This window comes from Pseudoalteromonas luteoviolacea, from assembly GCF_001750165.1.
GTDB lineage: Bacteria > Pseudomonadota > Gammaproteobacteria > Enterobacterales > Alteromonadaceae > Pseudoalteromonas > Pseudoalteromonas luteoviolacea_G.
The window spans coordinates 2,697,584-2,720,720 of sequence record NZ_CP015411.1 but is presented as its reverse complement, the minus strand read 5'-3'; the positions used below and the strand labels follow the sequence as shown (position 1 = coordinate 2,720,720).

Annotated in this window: 14 protein-coding genes and 1 riboswitch; of the genes, 6 read left to right on the top strand and 8 right to left on the bottom strand. The window is 41.8% G+C overall.

From position 1 onward, the window contains the following. Window positions 1-77 precede the first annotated feature (77 nt). The 4 genes from S4054249_RS11520 to S4054249_RS11505 all read right to left on the bottom strand — a co-directional run bounded on the left by S4054249_RS11520 (window position 78) and on the right by S4054249_RS11505 (window position 5,345). Window positions 78-632 (bottom strand): DUF4136 domain-containing protein, encoded by a 555-nt coding sequence (locus tag S4054249_RS11520; protein WP_046355035.1) that lies wholly within the window; start codon window positions 630-632, stop codon window positions 78-80. A 108-nt stretch (window positions 633-740) separates the two neighbouring features. Next, complete coding sequence (locus S4054249_RS11515; RefSeq protein ID WP_046355036.1) at window positions 741-3,518, bottom strand: hypothetical protein; 2,778 nt, start codon at window positions 3,516-3,518, stop codon at window positions 741-743. Further along, entirely contained in the window at window positions 3,515-4,066 is a 552-nt protein-coding gene (locus tag S4054249_RS11510; protein WP_046355037.1) for a condensin complex protein MksE, read from the bottom strand. Before S4054249_RS11510 ends, S4054249_RS11515 begins: the two co-directional genes overlap by 4 nt. 10 nt (window positions 4,067-4,076) lie before the next feature. Next, on the bottom strand, window positions 4,077-5,345 hold the full coding sequence (locus tag S4054249_RS11505) for a hypothetical protein (RefSeq protein ID WP_046355038.1): 1,269 nt from the start codon (window positions 5,343-5,345) through the stop codon (window positions 4,077-4,079). Window positions 5,346-5,503: 158 nt separating this feature from the next. Between S4054249_RS11505 and nhaD the strand changes: the two genes are divergently transcribed. The 4 genes from nhaD to S4054249_RS11485 all read left to right on the top strand — a co-directional run bounded on the left by nhaD (window position 5,504) and on the right by S4054249_RS11485 (window position 10,616). Continuing rightward, a complete protein-coding gene (gene nhaD, locus S4054249_RS11500; RefSeq protein ID WP_046355039.1) occupies window positions 5,504-6,751 on the top strand; it encodes a sodium:proton antiporter NhaD in 1,248 nt (415 codons plus the stop codon). A 122-nt stretch (window positions 6,752-6,873) separates the two neighbouring features. Continuing rightward, window positions 6,874-7,047, top strand: a riboswitch (Lysine riboswitch). Window positions 7,048-7,131: 84 nt separating this feature from the next. After that, the gene (gene lysC, locus S4054249_RS11495; protein WP_046355040.1) at window positions 7,132-8,478 is read left to right on the top strand and encodes a lysine-sensitive aspartokinase 3; all 1,347 of its coding nucleotides are present in this window, start codon (window positions 7,132-7,134) and stop codon (window positions 8,476-8,478) included. Window positions 8,479-8,638: 160 nt separating this feature from the next. Next, on the top strand, window positions 8,639-9,169 hold the full coding sequence (locus S4054249_RS11490; protein ID WP_046355041.1) for a DUF924 family protein: 531 nt from the start codon (window positions 8,639-8,641) through the stop codon (window positions 9,167-9,169). 121 nt (window positions 9,170-9,290) lie between these two features. Beyond that, window positions 9,291-10,616 (top strand): sodium-dependent transporter, encoded by a 1,326-nt coding sequence (locus S4054249_RS11485; protein ID WP_046355042.1) that lies wholly within the window; start codon window positions 9,291-9,293, stop codon window positions 10,614-10,616. Window positions 10,617-10,667: 51 nt separating this feature from the next. On the opposite strand, the gene S4054249_RS11480 is transcribed toward S4054249_RS11485, so the two are convergent. The 4 genes from S4054249_RS11480 to S4054249_RS11465 all read right to left on the bottom strand — a co-directional run bounded on the left by S4054249_RS11480 (window position 10,668) and on the right by S4054249_RS11465 (window position 14,724). After that, window positions 10,668-11,645 (bottom strand): 2-hydroxyacid dehydrogenase, encoded by a 978-nt coding sequence (locus S4054249_RS11480; protein WP_046355043.1) that lies wholly within the window; start codon window positions 11,643-11,645, stop codon window positions 10,668-10,670. Beyond that, window positions 11,611-12,126, bottom strand: a complete 516-nt coding sequence (locus S4054249_RS11475; protein WP_046355044.1) for a glutathione peroxidase — start codon at window positions 12,124-12,126, stop codon at window positions 11,611-11,613. The genes S4054249_RS11480 and S4054249_RS11475 overlap by 35 nt, the downstream gene beginning before the upstream one ends. Before the next feature lie 231 nt (window positions 12,127-12,357). Then, window positions 12,358-13,233, bottom strand: coding sequence for an NAD(P)-dependent oxidoreductase (locus S4054249_RS11470; protein ID WP_046355045.1), 876 nt, complete (start codon window positions 13,231-13,233; stop codon window positions 12,358-12,360). A gap of 156 nt (window positions 13,234-13,389) precedes the next feature. Further along, window positions 13,390-14,724: a dicarboxylate/amino acid:cation symporter gene (locus S4054249_RS11465; RefSeq protein ID WP_046355046.1), complete on the bottom strand. Its 1,335-nt coding sequence runs from the start codon at window positions 14,722-14,724 to the stop codon at window positions 13,390-13,392. Between the two features lie 177 nt (window positions 14,725-14,901). On the opposite strand from S4054249_RS11465, the gene S4054249_RS11460 reads away from it, so the two are divergent. Both S4054249_RS11460 and topA read left to right on the top strand, forming a co-directional pair. Further along, window positions 14,902-20,154 (top strand): Ig-like domain-containing protein, encoded by a 5,253-nt coding sequence (locus S4054249_RS11460; RefSeq protein WP_046355047.1) that lies wholly within the window; start codon window positions 14,902-14,904, stop codon window positions 20,152-20,154. A gap of 255 nt (window positions 20,155-20,409) precedes the next feature. Beyond that, window positions 20,410-23,043: a type I DNA topoisomerase gene (gene topA / locus S4054249_RS11455; RefSeq protein WP_046355048.1), complete on the top strand. Its 2,634-nt coding sequence runs from the start codon at window positions 20,410-20,412 to the stop codon at window positions 23,041-23,043. Window positions 23,044-23,137 lie beyond the last annotated feature (94 nt).

The following is a 23,137-nucleotide window of genomic DNA, read 5'->3' as shown; positions in this document are numbered from 1 at the left end:
GCTTGCCTTGCAAGTATGAACATTTAATTCAGTGTGGGTAAGTTAAAAAAGCAGCGTGTTGCTGCCTTTTTTAATATTTAGTGCTCGACCTTTGGTGGAAAGTTGGCCAGAATCTCTTTGACGGTATTGTTAACCGATTCAGTGCGTTTTTCCGGTGATTGCTTTTTGCGTAAGCGACCTTCTTTTGCGCCACGCCAAACTAGTTGATTTGATGCACTGTCGATGATGTCAATCACTAGAGTACCGACTTCATATTCGCGCGCTTGCGTTTGTGTATGCCAACCTAGACCCCAATAGTTCCAACGAGCTGAGTAGCTGGTATTAAATGTATCGACGTCTAATTTCGTATCTACCGCTGCGTGGAAGTTTACCATTACATCTGCTTTAGTACCTTCAACTAGGGTGATGCCATGCTGTGCCATCTCTGTAATAATTGCATTGCGAACACGCTTTTCCATCAGCTCACTGATTTGATAATTGTCCGCACCTTTATCAAAATTGGCAGTATCGGGAGACCATGAAAAGGTTTTGTAATTGGCGAACTCGACAGATTTGTCATAGTCCCAATCTGGCGTGTTAGAACAAGCACTTAATACAATTAAACTTAGCGCTACAAGCAGGTTACGAGTCATTTTTTACTCCTTAATTAAGGCCTCCGGCCTTGAAATACTAACTGGACCAAAGTTGATAAGCAAAGTTGCAAATATACTTTAAGATCCAGTTATTAAGACCATTTTTAGCTACGAATGTTCCACTTCAATCCAGTCTTTTTCGTCTACCCAGTTTTGGCTGCCTTTATTCACACTGCGAATTGGCACCAGGTAATCACAACTGATCTGTGGCTTAACTGAAGCAAAAATCGGCACAAATCCAAAGCTTAATGCGGTTTCTATAATTGCTTTTTGGTTTTGCGGGTCGATATCTGCTGCTTCATCAATATAAATAGGTATACGATACAACGCTTGCTCTTGATCAGAGAGCAGGTAGCGAATAAACAACATACCACACAGTAGTTTAATGGTGATACGCGTACCGTTTGAACCCGCAGAGTCTATTTTATCAAAGTGCTCGGTTTCACCAGCGCGATTGACTACCTCAAAGCGGATGTCGAATAAATCTGTTAGCGTCAGGCCTGCTTTTTCACTCGCCAGCTTGATAATATGATCTTTTGCTTCGTTAACCGCATTTTCATCGGCTTTTGCTTCACTGAGTAAATCAAAGCTTTCCCCTTGCTCGTAGACTTCAGAGGTACTGATGATGGTATCAATACTGTCAACTAGCATTTTGCGAGGAATAACATTTATCTTAAACGCTTTTAAATTAGAAATACGATGTTGGCTAATCCCACGGTTAAAGCTGTTCATTTCGCGGCGTAAGCGATCTAAATCTTCTCTCAAACCTTTAATGGTTGCCGCAACCTCAGTAAGTGCAACACGCGCTTGACGCTCTACCGCATCACGCTCGTTATCAATATTATGATAGGCGCTGATCAATTTAGCGTATTTTGTTGACTCATCGGTTTCGTTATCAAACTTTGTGATGCCCGCATTGTATATGTGCAAATAGGTGTTGCGGACATTCACATCGAGGTTTCTCAGCTCTTGGCAATCTTTATTAAACTGATGCACAATTTCTGAAAGGTTATCATAATCAATTTTAACATCGATAGGGTAAGGGGTTTGCTTACCTTCATAAATCGCCAATGTATGGTCGATACGTTCAGACTTAACTTGCTTTAAACGATCGCTTTGTCTCAGAATAAGATCTTGTTTGCTCTTGATGATCGAGCGACGATCTGAAATAGATCCAGCATTGCGCTGTACATCTTGCAAATAGTCATCAACTTGCTCACGCTCAGCCGTTAATTGATCTTTAAGGGCGAGCTGTGCTTCAGCTGATTGCTGCATTGTTTGGAACTGCTCGAAGCGCTTTAATGCTTCTTCTGTTGCCATCAGCTCTTGATACAGCGCATCGCGTTCCTGCTGCTTGTCGGCGACGTTTGCTGCAACTTCTCTTTGTTGCATAAGCTCTGTAAGTGAGCGTTGTAGGGCTTCAAGCTGAGCTTGCAGCTGTGCCTTGTTTTCTCCACTTTGCATTTGCACAGGGGCGAGTTTTTTCAGCTTAATGCTGACACCCGGTAATTTAAGCTCGCCACCTTTTACAGCGTTTGATAAGAGCGCTAAGAAGTCTGCAAATGCATCTTCATCGTCAATAGTGACTTCACCCTGCGAAGTCGTGGCAAAAGACAGCAGATCTGGATTTAAAATTCGTGAGATCTCTTCAACTTCTTTTAGAGAAAGATCCTCACGCATACGCGTGAATAAGTTAAATTCTAAGTTTTTAAGTTGAAGCTTTAAGCTCTTGATTTGCTTTTGAGTTTCGCCAATACGGTAGTCTAGCGTGTGTAAACTTTGACCCTGCGCGCTGTTAATTGAAAACGACAGTTGCTCATACTCTTTTTTCAATAGTGTGAGGTTGGTTTTCAAAGTAGCATGATTGGTCAGCTCAAACTCAGATTTAAGGGCTTGGTAGTCTGTAAACCATTGCTCAATCTGCGTTTGCTTACGCTCGATGTCACGAGATTGCTGAACAAAAAGCTGCTGTTTTTGCTCAAAATCACGCTTTTCTTGTTCGATGTTTTCAAGTTGCTCGTTGAGCTCATCAATCCGTGTCGTTTGATATTCATCAAATGAGATAATGGCTTGGTCAATCTTAGGCGCATAGGCAGCAAGCTTACCTTTAATGGTTGCTTCGCTCTCGATCATTTGCTCAAGTGCTGCAATAGGCTCTTGCATTGACTCCAGAGCATTCAATTCACGTTTAGAGCGGTTAACCTTGTCAAATGCACGTCGCCATACTTCATAAAAGTCGACTTTTGAATTTGACATATGACGTTCAAAAACACGTAACATAAAGCGTTTAACATCATGAGCACCAAGTTTGTGCAGGTTGAGGATGCGTCGAAAGATCTCTTTGTAGATCGCGGCATCTTGCACATTGTTAAGTGGGATCATTTTAAGGTTAATGTCACCGTCATATGGTGTCGCGCCACCGGTTAATAATGCATTTAATTCAGCGGCTTTGAGTTCAATTGGTTTAAAACCTTTTTCACCAAGGTGGTTAAATAACTTGGTGTATTTGATGATGCTCTTACCTTCTGTAAAGTCATCAAGATTCAACTTACCGTTGTAGCAAAAGAACTGATGCGCATATCCTGCGATTTTACCAAGGCCAGCAACGCCGATCACGACATCACCGTGAGGCAGATTTGCTTCGAGTAAAATATAAGATTGATCACTAGAGAAGTAGAATTTCCTGGTTTCTTCTAAATCGTGGCCATCCCATTCAGTCAAACGTAAGTCATTGACGAGCGGGAATTGTAGCGCGTTGATAACTGAGCTTTTACCCGTGTTGTTTGGCGCACAGATTGAAGCACTTTTATCAAGTGGGATAACACACTTGGCATAGCCTGCTGTGTTTAAAAGTGCCAGTTTGCTTAGTCCATATAATTCGTTCATACTTCTTCCTCTAGCACTTCAAAATTATCTTCATTGACTTCCATTAGGGCGTCAATATATCTGTAAATTGGTGCTAACAATACAAAACCACGCTCGGTTTCTTTGCAAAGCCCTAATCGCAACATTCTTAAAAAGACATCTTTTCTTAGATCTGATCCTGAGAAGATCTCTAACTGATCAAATAGGTGTTTGTTAAGTTGGACGAGAGTTTGCATTAGTTCTAAATCGATTTGCTCATCAAACAACGCACGCAAAGGATCTTTACCTTGGTTTGCGTAATGCTCTATAAGGATAAACACCGTTAGTGCGATGGCGCGGCTGATTTTACCCATGTTAGGTGTGCTTTCGTCACTGGCAAGATAATAAAAGCCGCGAGCATCATGCTGAAGGTCATGACCAAGTGCAGCAAACAGCGCCTGATAAGCTTCAATGTGTTGATCAAGCTCTTGCCAGAGCGTCGTGTCTTGTTCACTAATGTGGTAACCACCAGCAAGCTTTTTATTGATAGCTTGCAACTGGGATAAGTCGTCTAGATTAATTTGTGTCATGATGTTGTACTTATTGCTTTACTTTTTCAGCATCAGATTCAGTGTGCTCTGAAGCGCTAAATGGATACAATTTAATTTTGGTATTTGCCAACTGCATTGATTCTTGAGATTCAGATTGCGTGACCGAGAGGTCAGGGTCGCTAATAAGCTTTTGGTATAAAAACAGCATTTCATCAGCTTCAAGCTTCGGGTAACTATCACTTAAGAAGCTAAGTAGAGCGGTGCGCTTTTTACCAGTACTGGCAAATGATCTTCTAACATCTTGATAATCTGGGATGTTAGGGCTTTGGTATGCGGGTACATCGTCGTGATCAGGCAATTGGTATTCTTCATGTTCAAATTCTGCCAAGCTTGCCATGTAAGCAACCATGTGGCGTTTTTGGCCAAGGTTAAAGCGCTGTATATCAGATACAAAGTCGGGTTGCACGGGACTTAGCATACGGTCAACACCATTTTTACGAATAAGCCCCAAGACTTTGGCCGCTTGACGTGTGATTAAGGTATTGCGTCTAAGTTCTTCACGCAGCGGCATGAGCATATCTGCACTCTTACCTAAGCTTTCTCGACCGATTAGATGCATATCTAAAATACGCGTTCTTAATTGCTCTAACATACGTTTGTCGTGTGCACCACGTCCAAGCTGTTCAATTTGGCTTATCTGCTCACTTATCTGTAATTCAATTTGGCTAAAGCACGCTTGAAAAGGGCCGTGAATGTCGACCATTTCAAGCATTGGCTCAATGTATTCGTCAAAGGCCTCAATGACAGCTTGATAACGTCGTTTGAGTGATAAATTACTATGATCAGACTTTGCTTGCTCAACCAAGTTGAGGATTGCGCTTTCGTTGTGTTGATAAAGCTTTACAATTTTTCTGACGCGCTCGTCCATTATGCGACTGAATCGTCTCAACTCACTGTGGTCACCTTCATTGCCTGCTTGAGAAAGGCGCTCGCCCAAGCGTTGCAAATCTTTCACTAGTACAGTGATTTCTTCAGCCAAACCTAAGTGTTCTTCTTGTAGTAGAAAGCTTGCAAAATCAGCGACTGCACGATTGATCTCAAGTTGAGAAGACTTGGCTAATGGAATAATAATTTCCTGATTTAATAATCTATTGGTCTCTTTATAAACCCGTTCACTGGACCAATTTGGGTTTTTTAATTTTATTAAGTTTTGTACATCTTTTATACTGAAATCGGCCATTTTAAAGCGTTTAAATAACAGCTCTAAAACACTCCAATGTTCATTTAATGTATTAAGAACTTTTTTAGCTGGGATCATAACTTTCCAGTTTGTATCATTTTTGTGACATCACTAGTTCACTAATTTGTCATAAAGTGTAATTAGCGATAGCAGTCACTTGCCCATAGTGTTAGACTCCGCGGCGATTTACATCACCCTTTACAAAAATTACATTTTATTACAGGTTGTTTACGCGTATGGTCACTTCCATAATCCTAACCCTAATAGCGCTAGCTTTTGTGCTTATCGTTATAGAGGATATTATCCATGTAAACAAGGCCAAAACGACGCTTTTTTTTGGCACTTTATGTTGGATTATCGCTTTTATATCTCCAATTCATGGTGAAAGCTCAGAAACTATACAACATCAGCTCGATCACAACATTTTAGAAATCGCGACCTTATGGCTTTTTTTAATGGCTGCAATGACCTTTGTGGCTTATTTAAACTCCAAAGGTTTTATTCAAAATATTGTACATCGGATCATGCCTGAGCAAATCAGCGAGAGAAAGTTAATGTTTCTTGTCGGTGCATTTGCGTTTGTGTTTTCTTCGATTTCAGACAATATTACAGCGACTTTAATTTCGCTAGCGGTTGTCATGTCGTTGAAATTGGATGCTAAAAAGCTTGTTAAGTATGCCACATTAATTATATTTAGCGTAAATTCTGGCGGCGTCTCTTTGATCACCGGTGATGTAACGACCTTAATGATATTTTTGGCTGGTAAAGTTACAATTCCTGATTTGCTGTTATTGGTATTGCCTGCGATTGTGAGTGTATTTGCATTGGCTGCGATGTTATCAATTGGTATGAATGAACAACTTCACTTTGCAAGGCAGGAAGTCAGAAGAATTGAAAAAACAGATATTACAATTGCCGTTATTTTCATGTCGACTGTGCTCGCTACATTATTTTTAAGTGTGCAATATCAAGTGCCGCCGATGCTGACATTTTTGTTTGGTTTGTCTTTTATGTTTTTAGTCGCACAGTTTCTGATGCGTAAAAAAGACGTCAATAAGAAAATTATCGATTACATACGAGAGATAGAATACGACACGTTACTGTTTTTTGTTGGTGTACTTTTACTCGTAGGCGCGCTCAAGGAAGTGGGCGTATTGAACATGTTTACTGAATTGTATCAATTTTTGGCGCCAGAATACGCGAATTACTTAGTTGGGTTGTTGAGTGCAGCGGTGGATAATGTGCCACTTACAGCCGCCTTACTTAAAGCGCAGATAGAAATGACACCTCAACAATGGCTAACGTTTACGTATGCAACGGGAGTCGGTGGTTCGATGCTCATTATTGGCTCGGCAGCAGGGATCATCGCTATGAGTAAAGTCAAGGCACTGACTTTTATGAGCTATTTAAAAATGGTGTTATATTTACTCGTAGCTTACACCATTGGTTATGCAGGTTCATTTTATATGGGACAGCTTATTTAAGTAAATTTTTTAATGTCTAGGTACAAAATTGCTTGACACCTAGACGTCTAAAAGATAGTTTTTAAAAGCCTGCTCCAGTAGCAGGCTTTTATTTTGCTATTGTTCAGCTTAGAACACGCAAAATAGACAGAAGAGGTGCGATGCTTAGGTAGCTTGTTTGAGGACACGACATCCAACGACAGCAAGTGAGGGAAGTATTCGCCGAGGAAAGTGATTGGTCGTCACAATGACTTTTCGGTTTACGGGGTTGAATCCCTGGAACTGTCACCGATTATTGGTGGAGAGCTTCTGGCAGTGGTTTTTCAATGTATTCCTATATCCTCTTGCCAATGAGTTCTCCTTATTTTTTGACAGCACCAATGTTGTCACAAGGAGATAAAATGAATTCCCAGTATGTAGTTGCTAAGTTTGGTGGTACCAGTGTTGCCGACTTCACAGCGATGCATCGTTGCGCGCAAATCATAAATGATGACCCAAATGTTCGAGTAGTCGTAGTGAGTGCTAGTGCAGGCGTCACTAATCACTTAGTTGAGCTGGTGCAACAAAAAGCAAATGAAACTCAGCGACAAGCTTTGGTTGAGGCTGTGATGCAAATTCAGCAACGTATATTGGACCATGTGAAACTCGATGATGATTTGCAGTCTGGGTTTGATGATACAAATGATGAGTTTAGAGAGATAGCATCATTGCCTGCGTTAAATGCCCAGCAGTGCGATGAGGTATTAAGTTTTGGGGAGCGATTTTCATCGTTTATTTTCACTCAAGTGTTGCGTAATTTGGGTGTGAGCTCGGTGCGTTTTGACGTTCGTAAAGTATTAAAAACGGATGGTAATTTTTCTAAAGCAACACCAGACATTAGGTCGACAGAAACGGCGGCTTTAGAGCATTTACAGCCACTACTTGAAAATCATGTTGTTGTGACCCAAGGATTTATTGGTAGTGATAAATATGGCCAAACGACTACGCTTGGTCGCGGTGGTTCTGATTACAGTGCTGCACTGATTGCTGAAGCAATTAATGCACAAAGTGTGCATATTTGGACAGATGTAGTTGGTATCTTTAGCACCGATCCTAGGCTATGCGATAAAGCAAAACCGATAGCGAGGCTGAGTTTTGACGAAGCTGCCGAAATGGCTACTTTTGGGGCAAAGGTATTGCACCCAGCAACTATTTTGCCCGCAAGCCGTAAAGGTATTTCGGTCTTTGTTGGTTCTAGTAAAGCCCCTGATCAGGGTGGAACTTGGATCGAAAAAGAAACGCAGTCGCAATCTGGTATCCGAGCCGTTACACAGCGTAAAAATCAAATATTACTGACGTTGAAGAGCCCTGAAATGCTGCTTGCAAGTGGTTTTTTAGCGAGAATCTTTACCATACTCAGTAACTATAATATCTCCGTTGACCTTGTGACCACGTCTGAAATCAGTGTTGCCCTTACTTTGGACAATGCACCTAATGCATCACGACCTGAGCTTGAACAGGCATGCCTTGATGAATTGGGCGAGTTTTGTCATGTGTCAGTTGAAAATAACCTAACGCTCGTCGCCATGATTGGTTCTGAAATTCAGCTTAAGGGTGGGGATGATTGTTTGGTTGACGTATTGTCTGAGTTTGATATTCGTTTGATTTGTCACGGAGCAAGTCGTCACAATTTATGTTTTCTAGTCGAGCAGTCACATTCAGATTCGGTTGTAAAAGCAATCCATCAAAAGTTACTAGAAGTGGCTTAAATATATTTTTATGGGGAGAGCATCATCATATTCGATATGTTCTCTTCATGTCTCGTAGTAATGAAATAACTTTATAACAAATATTAATGATAAAGTTGCAATAAAAAGCGTAAAGTGACAAGCTTAAGTAAGTGGAGAATATTTACACTAAGGGTTACTTATGCAGTATCAAGATATTTACGAGTTTTGGTTTGTTACATGCTCCGAGCAAGATTGGTGGCAAAAATCTTCGGCATTTGATCAGAAAGTAAAAAGTCAATTTTCTATACTCCATAAAATGGCTTACAACGGTGAGCTAGAAAAGTGGCGTGAAACTCCTGTTGGTTCTTTGTGCGAAATAATCGTGTTAGACCAATTCCCTAGAAATATGTATCGTGATACGCCGCAAGCTTTTGCTAGTGATGCGTTAGCTTTGAGTCTTTCACAGCAGGCTATAGACAAAGGGTTTGATAAAGCACTCAATGATACTGAAGTAGGTTTTTTGTATATGCCCTTTATGCATAGTGAAAGTGCTGTGATCCATCGACAAGCAGAAGTGTTGTTTAGAGATCTGCCAGGTTATGAGTTTGAATTGGCACATAAACGGATCATTGATAGATTTGGACGCTACCCACACAGAAACAATATTCTTGGTCGCGTTTCAACAGATGAAGAGCTGGAATTTTTGCAGCAGCCTGGTTCGAGCTTTTAACTATTGTTTTTAAGTCATCAATTAGCTTTAGGAGTTCCTGTATCAGGGTTGTAGTGCTCGCATTCTTCGTCTAAAAAGGTATAATCGCTGGCCACAACAATAATTATATTTGTGTTCAATTATGGCTCAGGTACGTGATGGTTTTCAAAGCCGACTTGGCTTTGTTCTAGCGGCGGCAGGTGCTGCTGTTGGTTTAGGTAATATTTGGGGCTTCCCTACGCAAGCTGCCAATCATGGTGGTGGTGCATTCTTACTCGCATATTTTATTGTCATCTTTTTGTTGGCGTTGCCAGCTCTATATACCGAGCTTTATCTCGGTCATCAAGCGCAAGCAAATCCTGTGAAAGCACTAAAACAAGCATGGCAAGAGAAACAACCAAGTGTCGGCGCTGCAGCTGGCTATGTTGGTTTAGCTGGCGCGATTGTGATGCTGAGTTTTTATTCTATTGTAGCTGGGTGGATGCTCGCACATTCTATTGAGCCAGTCACATCTATGTTAGGCTTTGACGAAGCGAGCCAATTTTTAACTGGTGATTCTACCCATAGAAACTTTATATTTACGCCTTTAATGCTGTTATTAACTGCGGCTATTATTCTAAAAGGTGTGAAATCGGGCATTGAGACGTGGTCACGTCGTTTAATGCCTTTGTTACTGTTATTGTTATGTTGCTTGATTGCATACATGGCGACCCTAGAAGGCGCTGAAGAAGGCTTTAAAGCATACTTAGTTCCTGATTTTAGTAAAATCACTGACCCTGACTTAATCATCGCGGCAATGGGCCAAGCGTTTTTCTCTTTATCGCTTGGTGTCGGCTGTATGATGATTTACGGCTCATATTTGAAACCCAATGAAAATCTACCAAAACTAACTTTTAGCGTGGCTATGCTAGACACCGGTGTGGCATTTTTAGCAGGCTTATTGATTATCCCAGCTATTTTTGTGGCACAGCAAAATGGCGTAGAAGTTTTTCAAGATGGCAAACTCGCTGGAGAAGGGCGACTCATTTTTGCAATTTTACCTGAACTATTTTCTAGCATGGGACAAATTGGCATTTGGGTTGGATTAACATTTTTCGTATTAATGTCAATTGCCTCTCTGACCTCGACAATTTCGTCGACAGAAATTCCCGTTTCATTTTTAGTTGAAAACCATGGTATGGATAGAAAGCGCGCAACTTGGGTGGTTACCTTGGTTATTTTACTTTGCTCTAGCCTCATCATTATGAATTTTGACTGGTTGTTTGGTTTAGTCATTTCGGTATTTACTCGTTACCAGCTACCCCTTATGGGCTTGTTCTATTTTGTGACAGTTGGCTGGATGTGGAAACGTGGTAACAAACTGATCGAAAATGCAACAGGGCTTCAATATTGGTTTGCGCAATACCTTCGTTTTGTCTGTCCTGTCTTAATGACGGCAGTGTTTGTCAATGTTGTGGTGAACAAATAAATTAAGTTGAAGAAAAAAGCGCAGCCATGCTGCGCTTTTTTATGGCTTGATTCACACAATATTGGGTGTGTGAGTTTTATGTTTTAGTGCGTATAAATTTTTGACTGTTGTCATAGCAATTTCGGTTAGCGCTTCTTGAGTAAAGAAGCCTTGGTGACCTGTAATCAACACATTAGGAAAACCACTAAGTCTCACAAACGTATCATCCTGAATGATTTCTTCACTGCGGTCTTTGAAGAAAAGCTCTGATTCTTGCTCGTACACATCAAGGCCTAAATAACCAATTTTTCTTGCTTTAAGTGCGTTAATGCAAGCTTGTGTATTGATTAACGCACCTCGACTGGTGTTGATCAACATAACACCAGGTTTCATGCTATTGAAGGCTGCTTCATCGATTAAATGGTGTGTCGATTCAGTCAAAGGGCAGTGCAAGGAAATAATGTCGCTTTGTGCTAGCAGCATCTCCAAAGAAACCTGTGTATAAGAGCCTTCCCCAATATTTGGGTCATATACAAGGGGGTGCGCCCCGAACCCATTTAATATAGAAACAAGTGCTTGGCCTATTTTTCCGCATCCAATTAGGCCAACCGTTTTGTTATGGATATTGAACCCCAGCAAACCATTGAGGTCAAAGTTTTCCTCTCTTACACGGTTGTAGGCCTTATGCGTTTTTCTGGATAATGTTAGAATAAGTGCCATACAATGCTCGGCAACCGCTTCAGGGCTATATGAAGGGACTCTGACTACTTGAATCCCCAGAGCGTGTGCCGATTCAATATCAATATTGTTATAACCTGCACACCTTAACGCGACAAACTTAACCCCTAGCTCTGCTAAGTCACCTAATACACAGGCATTGAGATCATCATTCACAAAGACGCACACAGCGTCATAGCCTGATGCCAAAAATACCGTATCTCTATTTAAACTATTTTCAATATACGCTATTTCTATGCCACTGAACTTGGATATAGCGTTTGAAAAAAATGGCTGTTCATACTTTTGCGAACTGAAGAGTGCTACTTTCATCTTGCAACTGACCCTCGATGATCTGCTTTAAAGACTCTGGTTTAGTACGAGGCGCATAGCGAGATAGCAGTTCACCATCCGTACCAATTAAAAACTTGGTGTAATTCCACTTTATCGCACGATTTTGTGCAATGCCACGAGTATGTGACTTAAGATAATTAAATAAAGGGTGGGCATCAGGTCCATTTACTAGGGTTTTTTCAGCAATTTTAAAGCTTAAGTTAAAGTGTGATTGGTAAAACTCTTTTAGCATTTCGTTTTCTAGCGGCTCATTTTTACCAAACTGATTACAGGGGAATGCGATTATCTCTAACCCTTTTTTATTATATTTACGATACATTTTCTCGAGGGCGGTGAGCTGAGGTGTAAAACTGCATTTGCTAGCGATGTTCACCAAAATAACTGGCTGGTCTTTTAACGACTTTAAAGAAAGCGTTTCGCCTGTAAGTAATTTAACACTGTATCTGTAAATATTTTCCATGCTGCAAGGTTCCGTGCATATAAATAGTTTTATTAATCTTCTTCATGTGGCGTTTTTGTAAAGCCCACTGACTGCTTTTGAGGTGAAATCCCCTCCATTCTTAAAGCATAGCAGTGATTTTGGTCAATTTTATGTCAAGTCAGTTTAAAATTAACGGAAAGTACACAATTTTAGGTAGGTATGAGTTTTGGTATAGGGTAATAAGTGCCACGAGCGTGGCACAGAGACTGGTTAAACTAGGCGTTTGAGCAAACTCGAGGTATCCCAGCGGTTTCCTCCCATCTTTTGTACATCGGCATAGAATTGATCAACTAATGCTGTGAGGGGTAGAGTAGAGCCGTTCTTTTTCGCTTCATCTAGCGCAATAGCCAAGTCTTTGCGCATCCAGTCGACTGCAAAGCCATGCTCGTAATGGTCGTCTAACATACTTTTATGACGGTTTTCCATTTGCCAGCTACCTGCTGCCCCTTTTGAAATGACTTCTACGACCGCTTCGCAATCGATATTGGCATTTTGACCAAATTGAAGTGCTTCTGCGAGGCCTTGAACAACACCTGCTATACAAATCTGATTCATCATTTTTGCAATTTGACCAGACCCCACCTCTCCGAGCAGCTTTGAAAAGCGTGCGTATGCAGCCATAACAGGCTCTACCTGCTCGTATGTTTCTGTGTTGCCACCACACATAATGGTGAGCTGGCCATTAACTGCGCCAGCTTCTCCACCAGAGACAGGAGCATCAATAAAGCCAATATTTTGAGCTTTACAAGCTGCAAAAAGTTCTCGGGCAACATCTGCAGATGCTGTGGTGTGGTCAACTAAAATTGTATTGTCTTTCATCGATTTTAGGACACCGTCTGCACCTGAAGTGACTTCTCGTAGGTCATCGTCATTGCCTACACACACAAATACAATATCTGCGTTGATAGCGGCAAGTGCCGGTGTAGTTGCAAGTTGACCTGAGTATGTGTCTAACCAAGCTTGTGCTTTGCTCGTAGTACGGTTATAGACGGTGACGTTATATCCTTGATTTGCTAAGTGCCCAGCCATTGGGAACCCCATTACACCAAGGCCAACAAAAGCAACGTTTTTTTTATTTGAAGTCATATTTTACAATCCAGTTGTGGCGAATGACTCGATTGTAACTTAAGTAGAGGATTTGTGGCTGAATATTTTGCATGAAGATGTGAATTGGTCAAGCTTTTAAATAGAAAAGATAATGCAGAGTGGCTCCAAAAATAAGCTACTCTGCAAGTTTTAGAATTAAGACTTGGTTGTACTTAAACTTTCCTCAAGCTCTTTAGCTGCATCTGGGTCGTTAAACACAGTGTGGTCTAATTCACCTTCAGACTTGGCTACTACACAAGTTACCATACAGTCACCGGTGACATTCACAGCGGTACGGGTCATATCTAATAATCTATCTACGCCCATGATGATCGCAATACCTTCAACAGGTAGGCCAACTTGGTTTAATACCATAGCCAGCATGATCAACCCAACACCAGGGACACCTGCGGTGCCAACAGATGCTAATGTAGCAGTTAAAATAACCATGAGGTAGTCACTTAAAGTTAAGTCCACCGCGAATACCTGCGCAATAAATACAGTTGCCACACCTTGCATAATCGCAGTGCCATCCATATTAATAGTTGCTCCGAGAGGAACGGTGAAAGAAGCAACTGTATTATTCGCCCCGAGTTTCTTCGTTGCTGTTTCTAATGTGACAGGCATAGTTGCACTTGAACTCGAAGTGCTGAACGCAAACATGCAAGCATCCTTCATTTTTGTCAAGAAAATGAGAGGGTTTAGACCAGTTAAGGTTTTAAGTAGAACAGTGTAATTTACAAGTGCATGGAAAAACAGTGCCGCAACAACCACTAAGAAGTACTTACCTAGCTCGACAATTAAACCCATTTGAATATCGGTAAATAGCTTAGCCATTAAACAAAATACACCGTACGGTGCTAAGTTCATGAGTAAAGTAACCAGCTTAAGAATAACCGTGTTTAAGTCATCAAAGATGGCTGCAACACGTTTACCAGGCTCACCACTTAAGGCCATGGCAATACCAAATAATAGTGCAAACACAATGACTTGCAACATATTGCCACTTGCCATCGCGTCAATTGGGTTGGTTGGGAACATCCCAATAATGACTTGGGCAAGCGTAGGAGCTTCTTTAGCATCAAAGCTGCTTGTCGTTGGCATATCAATACCTGCCCCAGGGCTGACAAGCAGTGCTAATGATATTGCAACTGTGATGGCAATTGCTGTGGTCGTTAGATAAAGCAGAATTGATTTTCCACCTAAACGGCCTAATTTTTTTGGATCGCTGAGACTACACGTTCCGCATACCAGTGATATAAATACCAAAGGCACTACAAGCATCTTTAAACTTGCTATAAAAATCTGTCCGCCAACGTGGAATATCCCATCGACGAAAAAGCCTCTGACAGGAAATTCTGCAAACCCTAATGGGATTAGAAACTCCGGTTCACCTGCAAGGATTTGCTGCAGAATTATACCGACACCAATACCCGCGATCATGGCTATCATGATACGGGTTGTGAGGCTAAATTTATTATTATCAGTCATTGTTTTGGAGACGCCCTAAAACTTCTTGTTGTTAAAATGGTTATAGCCTAACAGGATGGCTCAAAATGAACAAAAAAAATTGTCTTCTACTACGAAAAAATTGTGATGTTTTGTCTGGTTTTGAGTTAACATTGTGCAAATAACTCTAATTTTAAATTGTGCGAGGGAGAACTGCGGATGTTTTCAATGCGTTGGTTTAGCACCATATTTATGATATTCCTTCTAACAGCCTGTGGCGGAGGTGGCTCAATTGAGAAAAGCTCCTCTGGTGACGGCGGTACTGATACAGACGATTATGCACTGGCATTAAGTCTTAACTCTCCAAGTGGTTCTTCCGAGCTAAGTGTTTCAAATCCGATTCAAGTTCAGGCCAAAGTAACTAAAGATGGTCAAGCGCAAGCTGATAGGTTAGTCAAATTTGTTGGGGATGAATTCTCTGAATTTAATGGCTCGTCATCAGTTTTAACCAATAGTGAAGGTATTGCTATTGTTGGTATTGTTGCAAACAGTAACCAAGGGGCGGGTGCCATAACTGCATCTTTTGATGTGAATAGTCAAACTCTTACTCAAAGTATCGAATACGCAGCGATGGGCGATGGGGGCATTCAAATTGCACTTGAGTTCAAAGATGCCAGTGGTAATGAAATCAATACTGAAAACAAACTGGCCGGAGAAGATGCGGCAACAGTAATGGCGACTTTGACAAATAATGGTGTCGCTCTATCTAACCAGTTATTAACCTTCACATTTGACGAACTGATAAGCACATCCAGTAATGGTAAAATCGTCACGAATGCCAATGGTCAAGCCAGTGTGCAAGTGAATGCCACGCAGCAAGTCGGTGCGGGGACTATTTCTGTCACTTATGAAGATGCGTCAACAGCCTTAAATTTTGCGTCTGAAGGTTATGAGTTCTTCAATCGTCAAGTTTATGATTTGTCTGTTGTGGGATTAGACGCGCAAGGCCAAGAAACCAGTGAGCTATCGCTTAATACACCAATCGCAATTCGTGCCACGTTGACACTTAATGGTAAGCCTGTAGCTGATGAGCCACTCACGTTTAGTGTTGATAAAGCACTTATCGGCACTGTGACAAACGTATTGAAGACTGACAGTAACGGTTCTGTGACATTCAACTTAATTGATAACAATGAATCTGGTGTAGGGATATTAAATGTATCCTTTGATGCGCCTGGCGATGTTGAAGATGTGTCTTCTGCATTTAGCTTTGAAAGTGAAGGGGATGGCGGTTTACAGCTGAGTGTATCTATTGCAGATTCAACCGGTGCGCTTATCTCTGATCAAAACAGGCTTGGTACAGGAAAAAATGGTTCTGTAACAATCTTGCTTGAAGATAACGGCCAGCCTTTGTCCGATGTGATAGTGACTGTAAATGGAGGCACTAAAGCGGTAACAATTCCTTCAGATGGCAAAGTGGCGACTAATCAACAGGGGCAAGCGATTTTGACACTTGTGCCTAATACGTTGTCTGGCGTTGATACACTGACTGTAACTTATGCGACTGAGTCAGAAACGGTGACTCGTACTGTAAATTATCATTCTAATGGTGATGAATTTTTCGGTATAGAAAAGTATGAAATTGCACTTACTGGTGAAACCGCAAGCGGTGCAACTTCAAATCAGTTGTCATTTTCGAATCCACTTACAGTCCGTGCTTTATTGACGCTCAACGGCTCACCTGTATCTGGTCAAAACATCAATTTCACGGTTAATGATAAAGGCTTGTTATCGAGCAGTGTTTTGGAAACTGGTACGGACGGCTTTGCTGCGGTGGTTTTAAGTGAAAACAATGTTGATGGTGCGGGGGTTGTCACTGCAACTTATACGACAGAAGATAATGTCGTTATCACGAAGGCGTTTAATTTTATCAGCGCCGGTGACGGTGGACTGCAAATGACGTTGACGGTTAACGACCAAACCACTGATAAAAACCCGATAAGTCAACAAAATCCGCTTAACGGCACGACTCGAGGAATGATTGAAGTTACGCTTTCTAATAATGGCACTTTGGTGAGCGGTGCAATTGTCAACGTTTCCGCTGGTGGAAAAGCAGTAACGGTACCTTCAGATGGGCAAGCCGTGACCCAATCCAATGGGCAAGCATCGTTAGAGCTTGTTGCTAATAAAGAGACTGGTATAGGTCAACTGTCTGCGACTTATACAGATCCTGTTACCTCGGAGACTGTAACTGAGCAGTATATCTACTATTCAGAGGGGGATCCTGACTTCAGCGACTCTGAGTTCGAGTTATCAATTGTTGCACGTAACGCCTCGGGCATTGAATCTAACGAGCTATCAGGTGACTCTGAATTGACGCTAAGTGCGACTCTATTACAAAACGGTTCTGCGTTTGAAAATCAGCTCATCCAATTTTCAGTCAATGAATTTGGTACTTTAGACCCTCAATCTGGCTCTGTTTTAACAAATTCATCTGGCGTTGCTGTTATTAAGTTAAAAGACAACTCGGTACAAGGGGCGGGCAGAGTAACTGCCACGTTTACCTCAAGCAGTGGCGTGAATGTATCGCGCAGTTTCAACTTTAATAGTCAAGGCGATGGCGGCTTACTATTGGTTATTGAGTCAATCATAGGTAGTAACGGCCAGGCAATTTCACAAGATAATGTGATTAGTAAAGACCAAATAGGCGTAGTCACAGCACGGTTGACTGAAGATGGGCAACCGGTGACCAAGTCATTGGTTACGTTCACGGTAGATGACGTTGCAACTATGGATCCGGAAAGTGGACGTGCAGAGACTGATAGTGAAGGTAGGGCTCAGGTTAATTTATTGACAACACGTGTTGCGGGTGTCGGTGAAGTCTTTGCCGAGTATGAAGGACTTAGAACGAACAATGCCTTGTTCCACTCTAAAGGTGATGCTGAAACGATAGATGGCAATTACAGTTTTGATATTCAGTTGCTGACAGGTTGTAACGACGATTGGGATTCGGTTCGAAATGATATCAATAACCCGATAGATCCCATTACTGGCGGTTGTACTATTGTGACAAGTGTAGATTCCAGTGTGATCCCTGAGTTATTTATCCGTATAACACCTGTAACAGATGATGCAGAAGACGTTGACAATCAAATCATTGAAATCACCACTGATAAAGGGCAGGTGTTGCCTAGTTCAGGTAAAGTACTTACAGATGTCAATGGAATTGCATTACTGAAATTGCAGCCCGGTGACAGTGACGGTGCTGGGACAATTAGTGTGAGTTTTGATAATGAAACAGCTACGGAGAACTTCTCTGTGGGTATACAAGAATTGTATTTGCAGCTGACAGCAGAATTACCATCTTCACCAACGTCTGAGCAACCTCTGCCTGAATTAGATTCAGGTGACAGTTTCATTATTACGGCGCAAGTTTATACGGATGAAGCATTGACTGAACTTTATCAACAACCTGTTGATATTGGCTTTTCGTCAATTTGTGCAAGCCAACAGCCAGCCGGCACATTAGCTACTATTGACAGTCCAGTTCGTTCGCAAGCAGGTGTAGCAACTTCAACGTACAGAGCAAGTGGTTGTAATGGTAATGATACAATCACAGCGAGTATCTCAGCTGCTGATCCAGCCAGTTATGCATTCTTCGTTAATACCGCGCCAGTGCAGTCATTGAAGTTTATAAGTGCAAGTAACCGCTTTATCGGCCTACCACCTGCAACAGGCGGTGTACCGGTAACATCTACGATTACATTCCAGTTGATTGATACTGACGATAACCCGTTGCGTCAAAAGCAAATTGAATTTAGATTTGCAGATTTGACTGGGGAAGCGACTTTAAATACGTATAAAGGCAACACCGATAGCAATGGTGAAGCAAAGACCTTAATCGAAGGCGGTGTGGTCCCTGGTGGGCTGGTTGTTGAAGCGTGTTACCTGCCAGATGATGCTATCGAAGCCGCAGCGCAAAACCTGCAATTTCCTACCTGCTGGCAGTCGAAGATTGACCAATGTACAGCCAATCCTAGCTTAGAGTTTTGTGAGCTACCAGATAACTTATCTAACGGGTTTACGCTTATCCCAGCTGGAGATCAAGTCAATGCGGTTTCTTCTGGTGTTATATTATCGTCGGGTGTGCCTGACCAAGATAGTTTTGATGCAGCGCCGGAGAAGTTTATTCTTAATACTCAAAACTATATAGGTGTCACGGCAAATATTAGCGTTTTCTTTGGCGATCAGTTTAATCAACTATCTAAAGATGACCTAGTTGCGAATGTGCAAGCTGAAGCAGGGGTTATCGGCAATATTGACGGTTCAGGTGGTGATGAATCTTATCAATGCTTTGCGGATAAAGGGCGTTGCCAAGTACAATGGCGCTCTCAAGGTGAATTGCCATTTACGGACCCTAAATGGCTTAACCGAATCGGTGATGTATGTGACACTTATAAAGGTGCCCCTGTGCCATGTATAGGAGACTATCCAGAGACGGTGACCGACGGTGGTGTAACTAGAACAGTGGTGCGCGGTGCCCGTGTGACGATACTTGCGACAGCAAAAGGGCAGGAAAATTTCCACGATAAGCCGTCTACAGATACGATACAACGCAAGAATGGCCTATTTGATATTGGTGAGTTTCAGCCGCTGAATGATGATTTACCAGAAGCGTTTGCTGACTTTAATGGTAATAACCAATTTGATGCGGTTGACTGTGTAGCAAATAATGACGACCCAGCTACAGATCCTTGTGAGCCAACACTCAGTAACGGTGGGCACAACGAATTTTATTTAGATGCCAACAATAATGGCGTGTACGATGGGCTCCCAGATGATCCTACAACGGGCATATACAATGGTTTACTGTGTGGTCAGGCTGCAGAAGAAGCTGGACAGTGCAGTAAGGATTTAGTCGATATTAGGAAACAATTTGAAATTGTTGCGTCAAGCGATGTGGTTTATACGCGTTTTGTCGTTAATAAATCTCATATTAACGGTGGAACCTGTAGCAACGATGTCGGTAGAATTGATCCTGGAGATCTAGATTCAGACATTGTGACTTTCCCTAAGGAAGGTTTATTTGGGCTAGAGGACACTGAAAATGCCGATTACTGTGATATTGATGGCATTATGCTCGGCGACTTTGATAATGATAATGAAAATGAAACTGACTCAGTCATGGTTGAAATTTACTTTTCAGATTTATATGGCAACTCATTGCCTGAAGGAACTGAAATTAACATCGCTACAACCAACGGCGTAGTAAATATCATTGAATTATCTAGTACTGTTTACTTTAGTGGCGGTTTTGATCGCGGTAAAGCGGTTGTTCAAGTGACGCCAGAGACGTCAGCGAATAGCCAAGATACTGGTAACTTAACTATCACGTTTGAAATTCCCAGTCCATCGGATGATGGAGAAACTATCACAAGAACCAAGTCAATAATTATCCAAGACAACGGTTAAGATTGTGAGTGAAAAGGGCCTTTTTTAAGGCCCTTTTTTATTAACGCTTGAATTTCCTCATATATCCGCTATATTCGCCTTTTTAATGAGTCCAGAGATGCAATTGAGCAAAATAGCAGCAAATATTGCTTAATAAATCGCTGTTCAGATAAAAGTTAGAATGAAAAGCTTGTAACAATAGGTGTTTGTGGATATACCTATAAATAATAACGCCCAATGGGGCACAACAGACAGAATTAGTCAAAATAGGCAAATATGGGCAAATCGCTAGTAATCGTAGAGTCTCCCGCAAAGGCCAAAACTATTAATAAGTATTTGGGAAAAGACTACATTGTGAAATCCAGTGTGGGTCATGTTCGTGATCTACCAACGTCAGGTGCGGGCAAAACTAAAGGTGTTGCTACTAAGTCTCCGGCTGAAGTACGTAAAATGTCACCTGAAGAAAAGGCGGCATATCGCAAACAAAAGGACTACGCTAATTTAGTTGCAAGAATGGGTATAGACCCAGAGAAAGGCTGGGAACCGCACTATGAAGTGTTACCAGGCAAAGAAAAAGTTGTTCAAGAGCTCACTAAGCTTGCACAGGATGCTGACCATATCTATCTCGCAACCGATTTGGATAGAGAGGGAGAAGCAATTGCATGGCACCTTGAAGAGATCATTGGTGGTGATGCATCAAAGTATAAGCGTGTGGTATTCAATGAGATAACAAAAAATGCTATTCAGCAGGCGTTTGAAGCACCAGGACAACTCAATACTGATATGGTTTATGCACAACAGGCGCGTCGATTCTTAGACCGTGTTGTTGGTTTCATGGTTTCACCATTGCTGTGGCAAAAAGTTGCAAGAGGCTTATCTGCGGGCCGTGTACAGTCAGTTGCTGTTCGTTTGTTGGTTGAGCGTGAGCGCGAAATTAAAGCATTTATTCCTGAAGAGTTCTGGGATATCCATGCAGATACTAAGTTGGCGGCGACGGATGTAAGATTTGCTGTTACTAAATACCAAGGCCAAGCATTTAAGCCTGTAAACGAGAAAGAAGCGCTCAAAGCGGTTTCAGAAATTGAAAACGCGAGCCTGTCTGTTGTTAAAGTAGAAGAAAAGCCAAGTAAAAGTAAGCCGAGTGCGCCTTTTATTACTTCAACAATGCAGCAAGCAGCAAGTACACGTTTAGGTTATGGCGTAAAGAAAACCATGATGTTGGCTCAGCGCTTGTACGAAGCCGGCTTCATAACGTATATGCGTACTGACTCAACAAACTTGTCTAATGACGCTGTTGAAATGTGTCGTGATTATATTCAGGGCAACTTTGGCGATAAGTATTTACCAAAGACACCAATTAAGTACAGTGCGAAAGGCAATGCACAAGAAGCGCACGAAGCAATTCGTCCTTCTGATGTTAATGTGTTGTCTGGACATGTTGAAGGTGTAGATGCCGACGCTAAAAAGCTATATGAATTAATCTGGCGTCAGTTTGTTGCTTGTCAAATGACACCTGCGGAATATGATCTAACCAACATTACATTAGGTGCCAATGATTACACGTTAAAAGCGCGTGGTCGTGTACTTAGATTTGATGGTTGGACAAAGGTACAACCGGCTGTTCGTAAGAAGAGTGAAGAGGAACAAGCTCTGCCAGCTGTGGCTGTTGGTGACAGCGTTGACCTTGTAAACCTTGATCCAAAACAGCACTTTACGAAGCCACCAGCGAGATACAGCGAAGCAAGTTTAGTTAAAGAGTTAGAAAAGCGTGGTATCGGTCGTCCATCGACTTACGCTGCTATTATTTCGACAATTCAAGAGCGCGGCTATGTGCGTGTTGAGAATAGACGATTCTTTGCAGAAAAAATGGGTGAGATTGTCACAGATCGGTTAGTCGAGAATTTTAACGATCTAATGAACTTTGACTTTACCGCAAAAATGGAGGGTCGCCTTGATGATATCGCTGAGGGTGAGCGAGAGTGGACACAAGTATTAGATAAGTTTTATGCGGACTTTTCAAATCAACTTGAGTTAGCTGGTCAAGATGAAGCCGACGGCGGCATGCGTCAAAATGTGATGGTTGAAACAGATATTGACTGTACTACCTGTGGTAGAAAAATGGGTATTCGTACCGCGTCTACAGGGGTATTCCTAGGGTGTACTGGTTATAGCTTGCCGCCCAAAGAGCGCTGTACGACAACCATGAATCTGATTTCTGGTGATGAAGCAATCGATGCTGATGTGGAAGACGCTGAAACAGAAAGCCTTAGACAAAAGAAACGTTGCCCAATCTGCGAAACAGCGATGGACTCATATTTAATTGATGAAACTCGCAAGATCCATGTTTGTGGTAATAACCCTGCATGTGGTGGTTATGTCGTAGAGCAAGGTACATTCAAGATTAAAGGCTATGATGGCCCGGTCATTGAGTGTGACAAGTGCGGTGCGGATATGCAGCTTAAGTCAGGCCGTTTTGGTAAATACTTTGGTTGTACAAAAGAAGATTGTAAAAACACGCGTAAATTACTGAAAAATGGTGAGCCTGCGCCACCGAAAGAAGATCCGGTTCCATTACCTGAACTAGAGTGTGAGAAGTCGGATGCACATTTTGTGCTTCGTGATGGCGCTTCTGGTATTTTCTTAGCGGCACATACTTTCCCTAAATCAAGGGAGACACGTGCACCTAAAGTTGCTGAGCTGAAGAGATTTAGAGATAGAATTTCTCCTAAGTTTTATTATTTAGCTGATGCACCAGAAAAAGATGGGGATGGTAATTTAGCGGTCGTGAGATATTCTCGCAAAACGAAAACTCAGTATGTTATGACGGAAGTTGAAGGGAAAGCCACTGGCTGGAAGGCAACTTTTGTTGAAGGCAAGTGGGTTGAAGAAGAGAAAAAGCGCAAAAAGTAAATAGAAAAGGCCAGCAAATGCTGGCCTTTTATTTTATATCTGATTTGTTCTAAATAGCGTTGATACTTTTCAAACTCACTTTGGTGAGTGTCGC

Excerpts from the sequence above, each read along its gene's own strand:
- S4054249_RS11520 (WP_046355035.1), bottom strand. The coding sequence starts at position 632 with ATGACTCGTAACCTGCTTGTAGCGCTAAGTTTAATTGTATTAAGTGCT.
- S4054249_RS11515 (WP_046355036.1), bottom strand. The coding sequence starts at position 3,518 with ATGAACGAATTATATGGACTAAGCAAACTGGCACTTTTAAACACAGCA.
- S4054249_RS11510 (WP_046355037.1), bottom strand. The coding sequence starts at position 4,066 with ATGACACAAATTAATCTAGACGACTTATCCCAGTTGCAAGCTATCAAT.
- S4054249_RS11505 (WP_046355038.1), bottom strand. The coding sequence starts at position 5,345 with ATGATCCCAGCTAAAAAAGTTCTTAATACATTAAATGAACATTGGAGT.
- nhaD (WP_046355039.1), top strand. The coding sequence starts at position 5,504 with ATGGTCACTTCCATAATCCTAACCCTAATAGCGCTAGCTTTTGTGCTT.
- lysC (WP_046355040.1), top strand. The coding sequence starts at position 7,132 with ATGAATTCCCAGTATGTAGTTGCTAAGTTTGGTGGTACCAGTGTTGCC.
- S4054249_RS11490 (WP_046355041.1), top strand. The coding sequence starts at position 8,639 with ATGCAGTATCAAGATATTTACGAGTTTTGGTTTGTTACATGCTCCGAG.
- S4054249_RS11485 (WP_046355042.1), top strand. The coding sequence starts at position 9,291 with ATGGCTCAGGTACGTGATGGTTTTCAAAGCCGACTTGGCTTTGTTCTA.
- S4054249_RS11480 (WP_046355043.1), bottom strand. The coding sequence starts at position 11,645 with ATGAAAGTAGCACTCTTCAGTTCGCAAAAGTATGAACAGCCATTTTTT.
- S4054249_RS11475 (WP_046355044.1), bottom strand. The coding sequence starts at position 12,126 with ATGGAAAATATTTACAGATACAGTGTTAAATTACTTACAGGCGAAACG.
- S4054249_RS11470 (WP_046355045.1), bottom strand. The coding sequence starts at position 13,233 with ATGACTTCAAATAAAAAAAACGTTGCTTTTGTTGGCCTTGGTGTAATG.
- S4054249_RS11465 (WP_046355046.1), bottom strand. The coding sequence starts at position 14,724 with ATGACTGATAATAATAAATTTAGCCTCACAACCCGTATCATGATAGCC.
- S4054249_RS11460 (WP_046355047.1), top strand. The coding sequence starts at position 14,902 with ATGTTTTCAATGCGTTGGTTTAGCACCATATTTATGATATTCCTTCTA.
- topA (WP_046355048.1), top strand. The coding sequence starts at position 20,410 with ATGGGCAAATCGCTAGTAATCGTAGAGTCTCCCGCAAAGGCCAAAACT.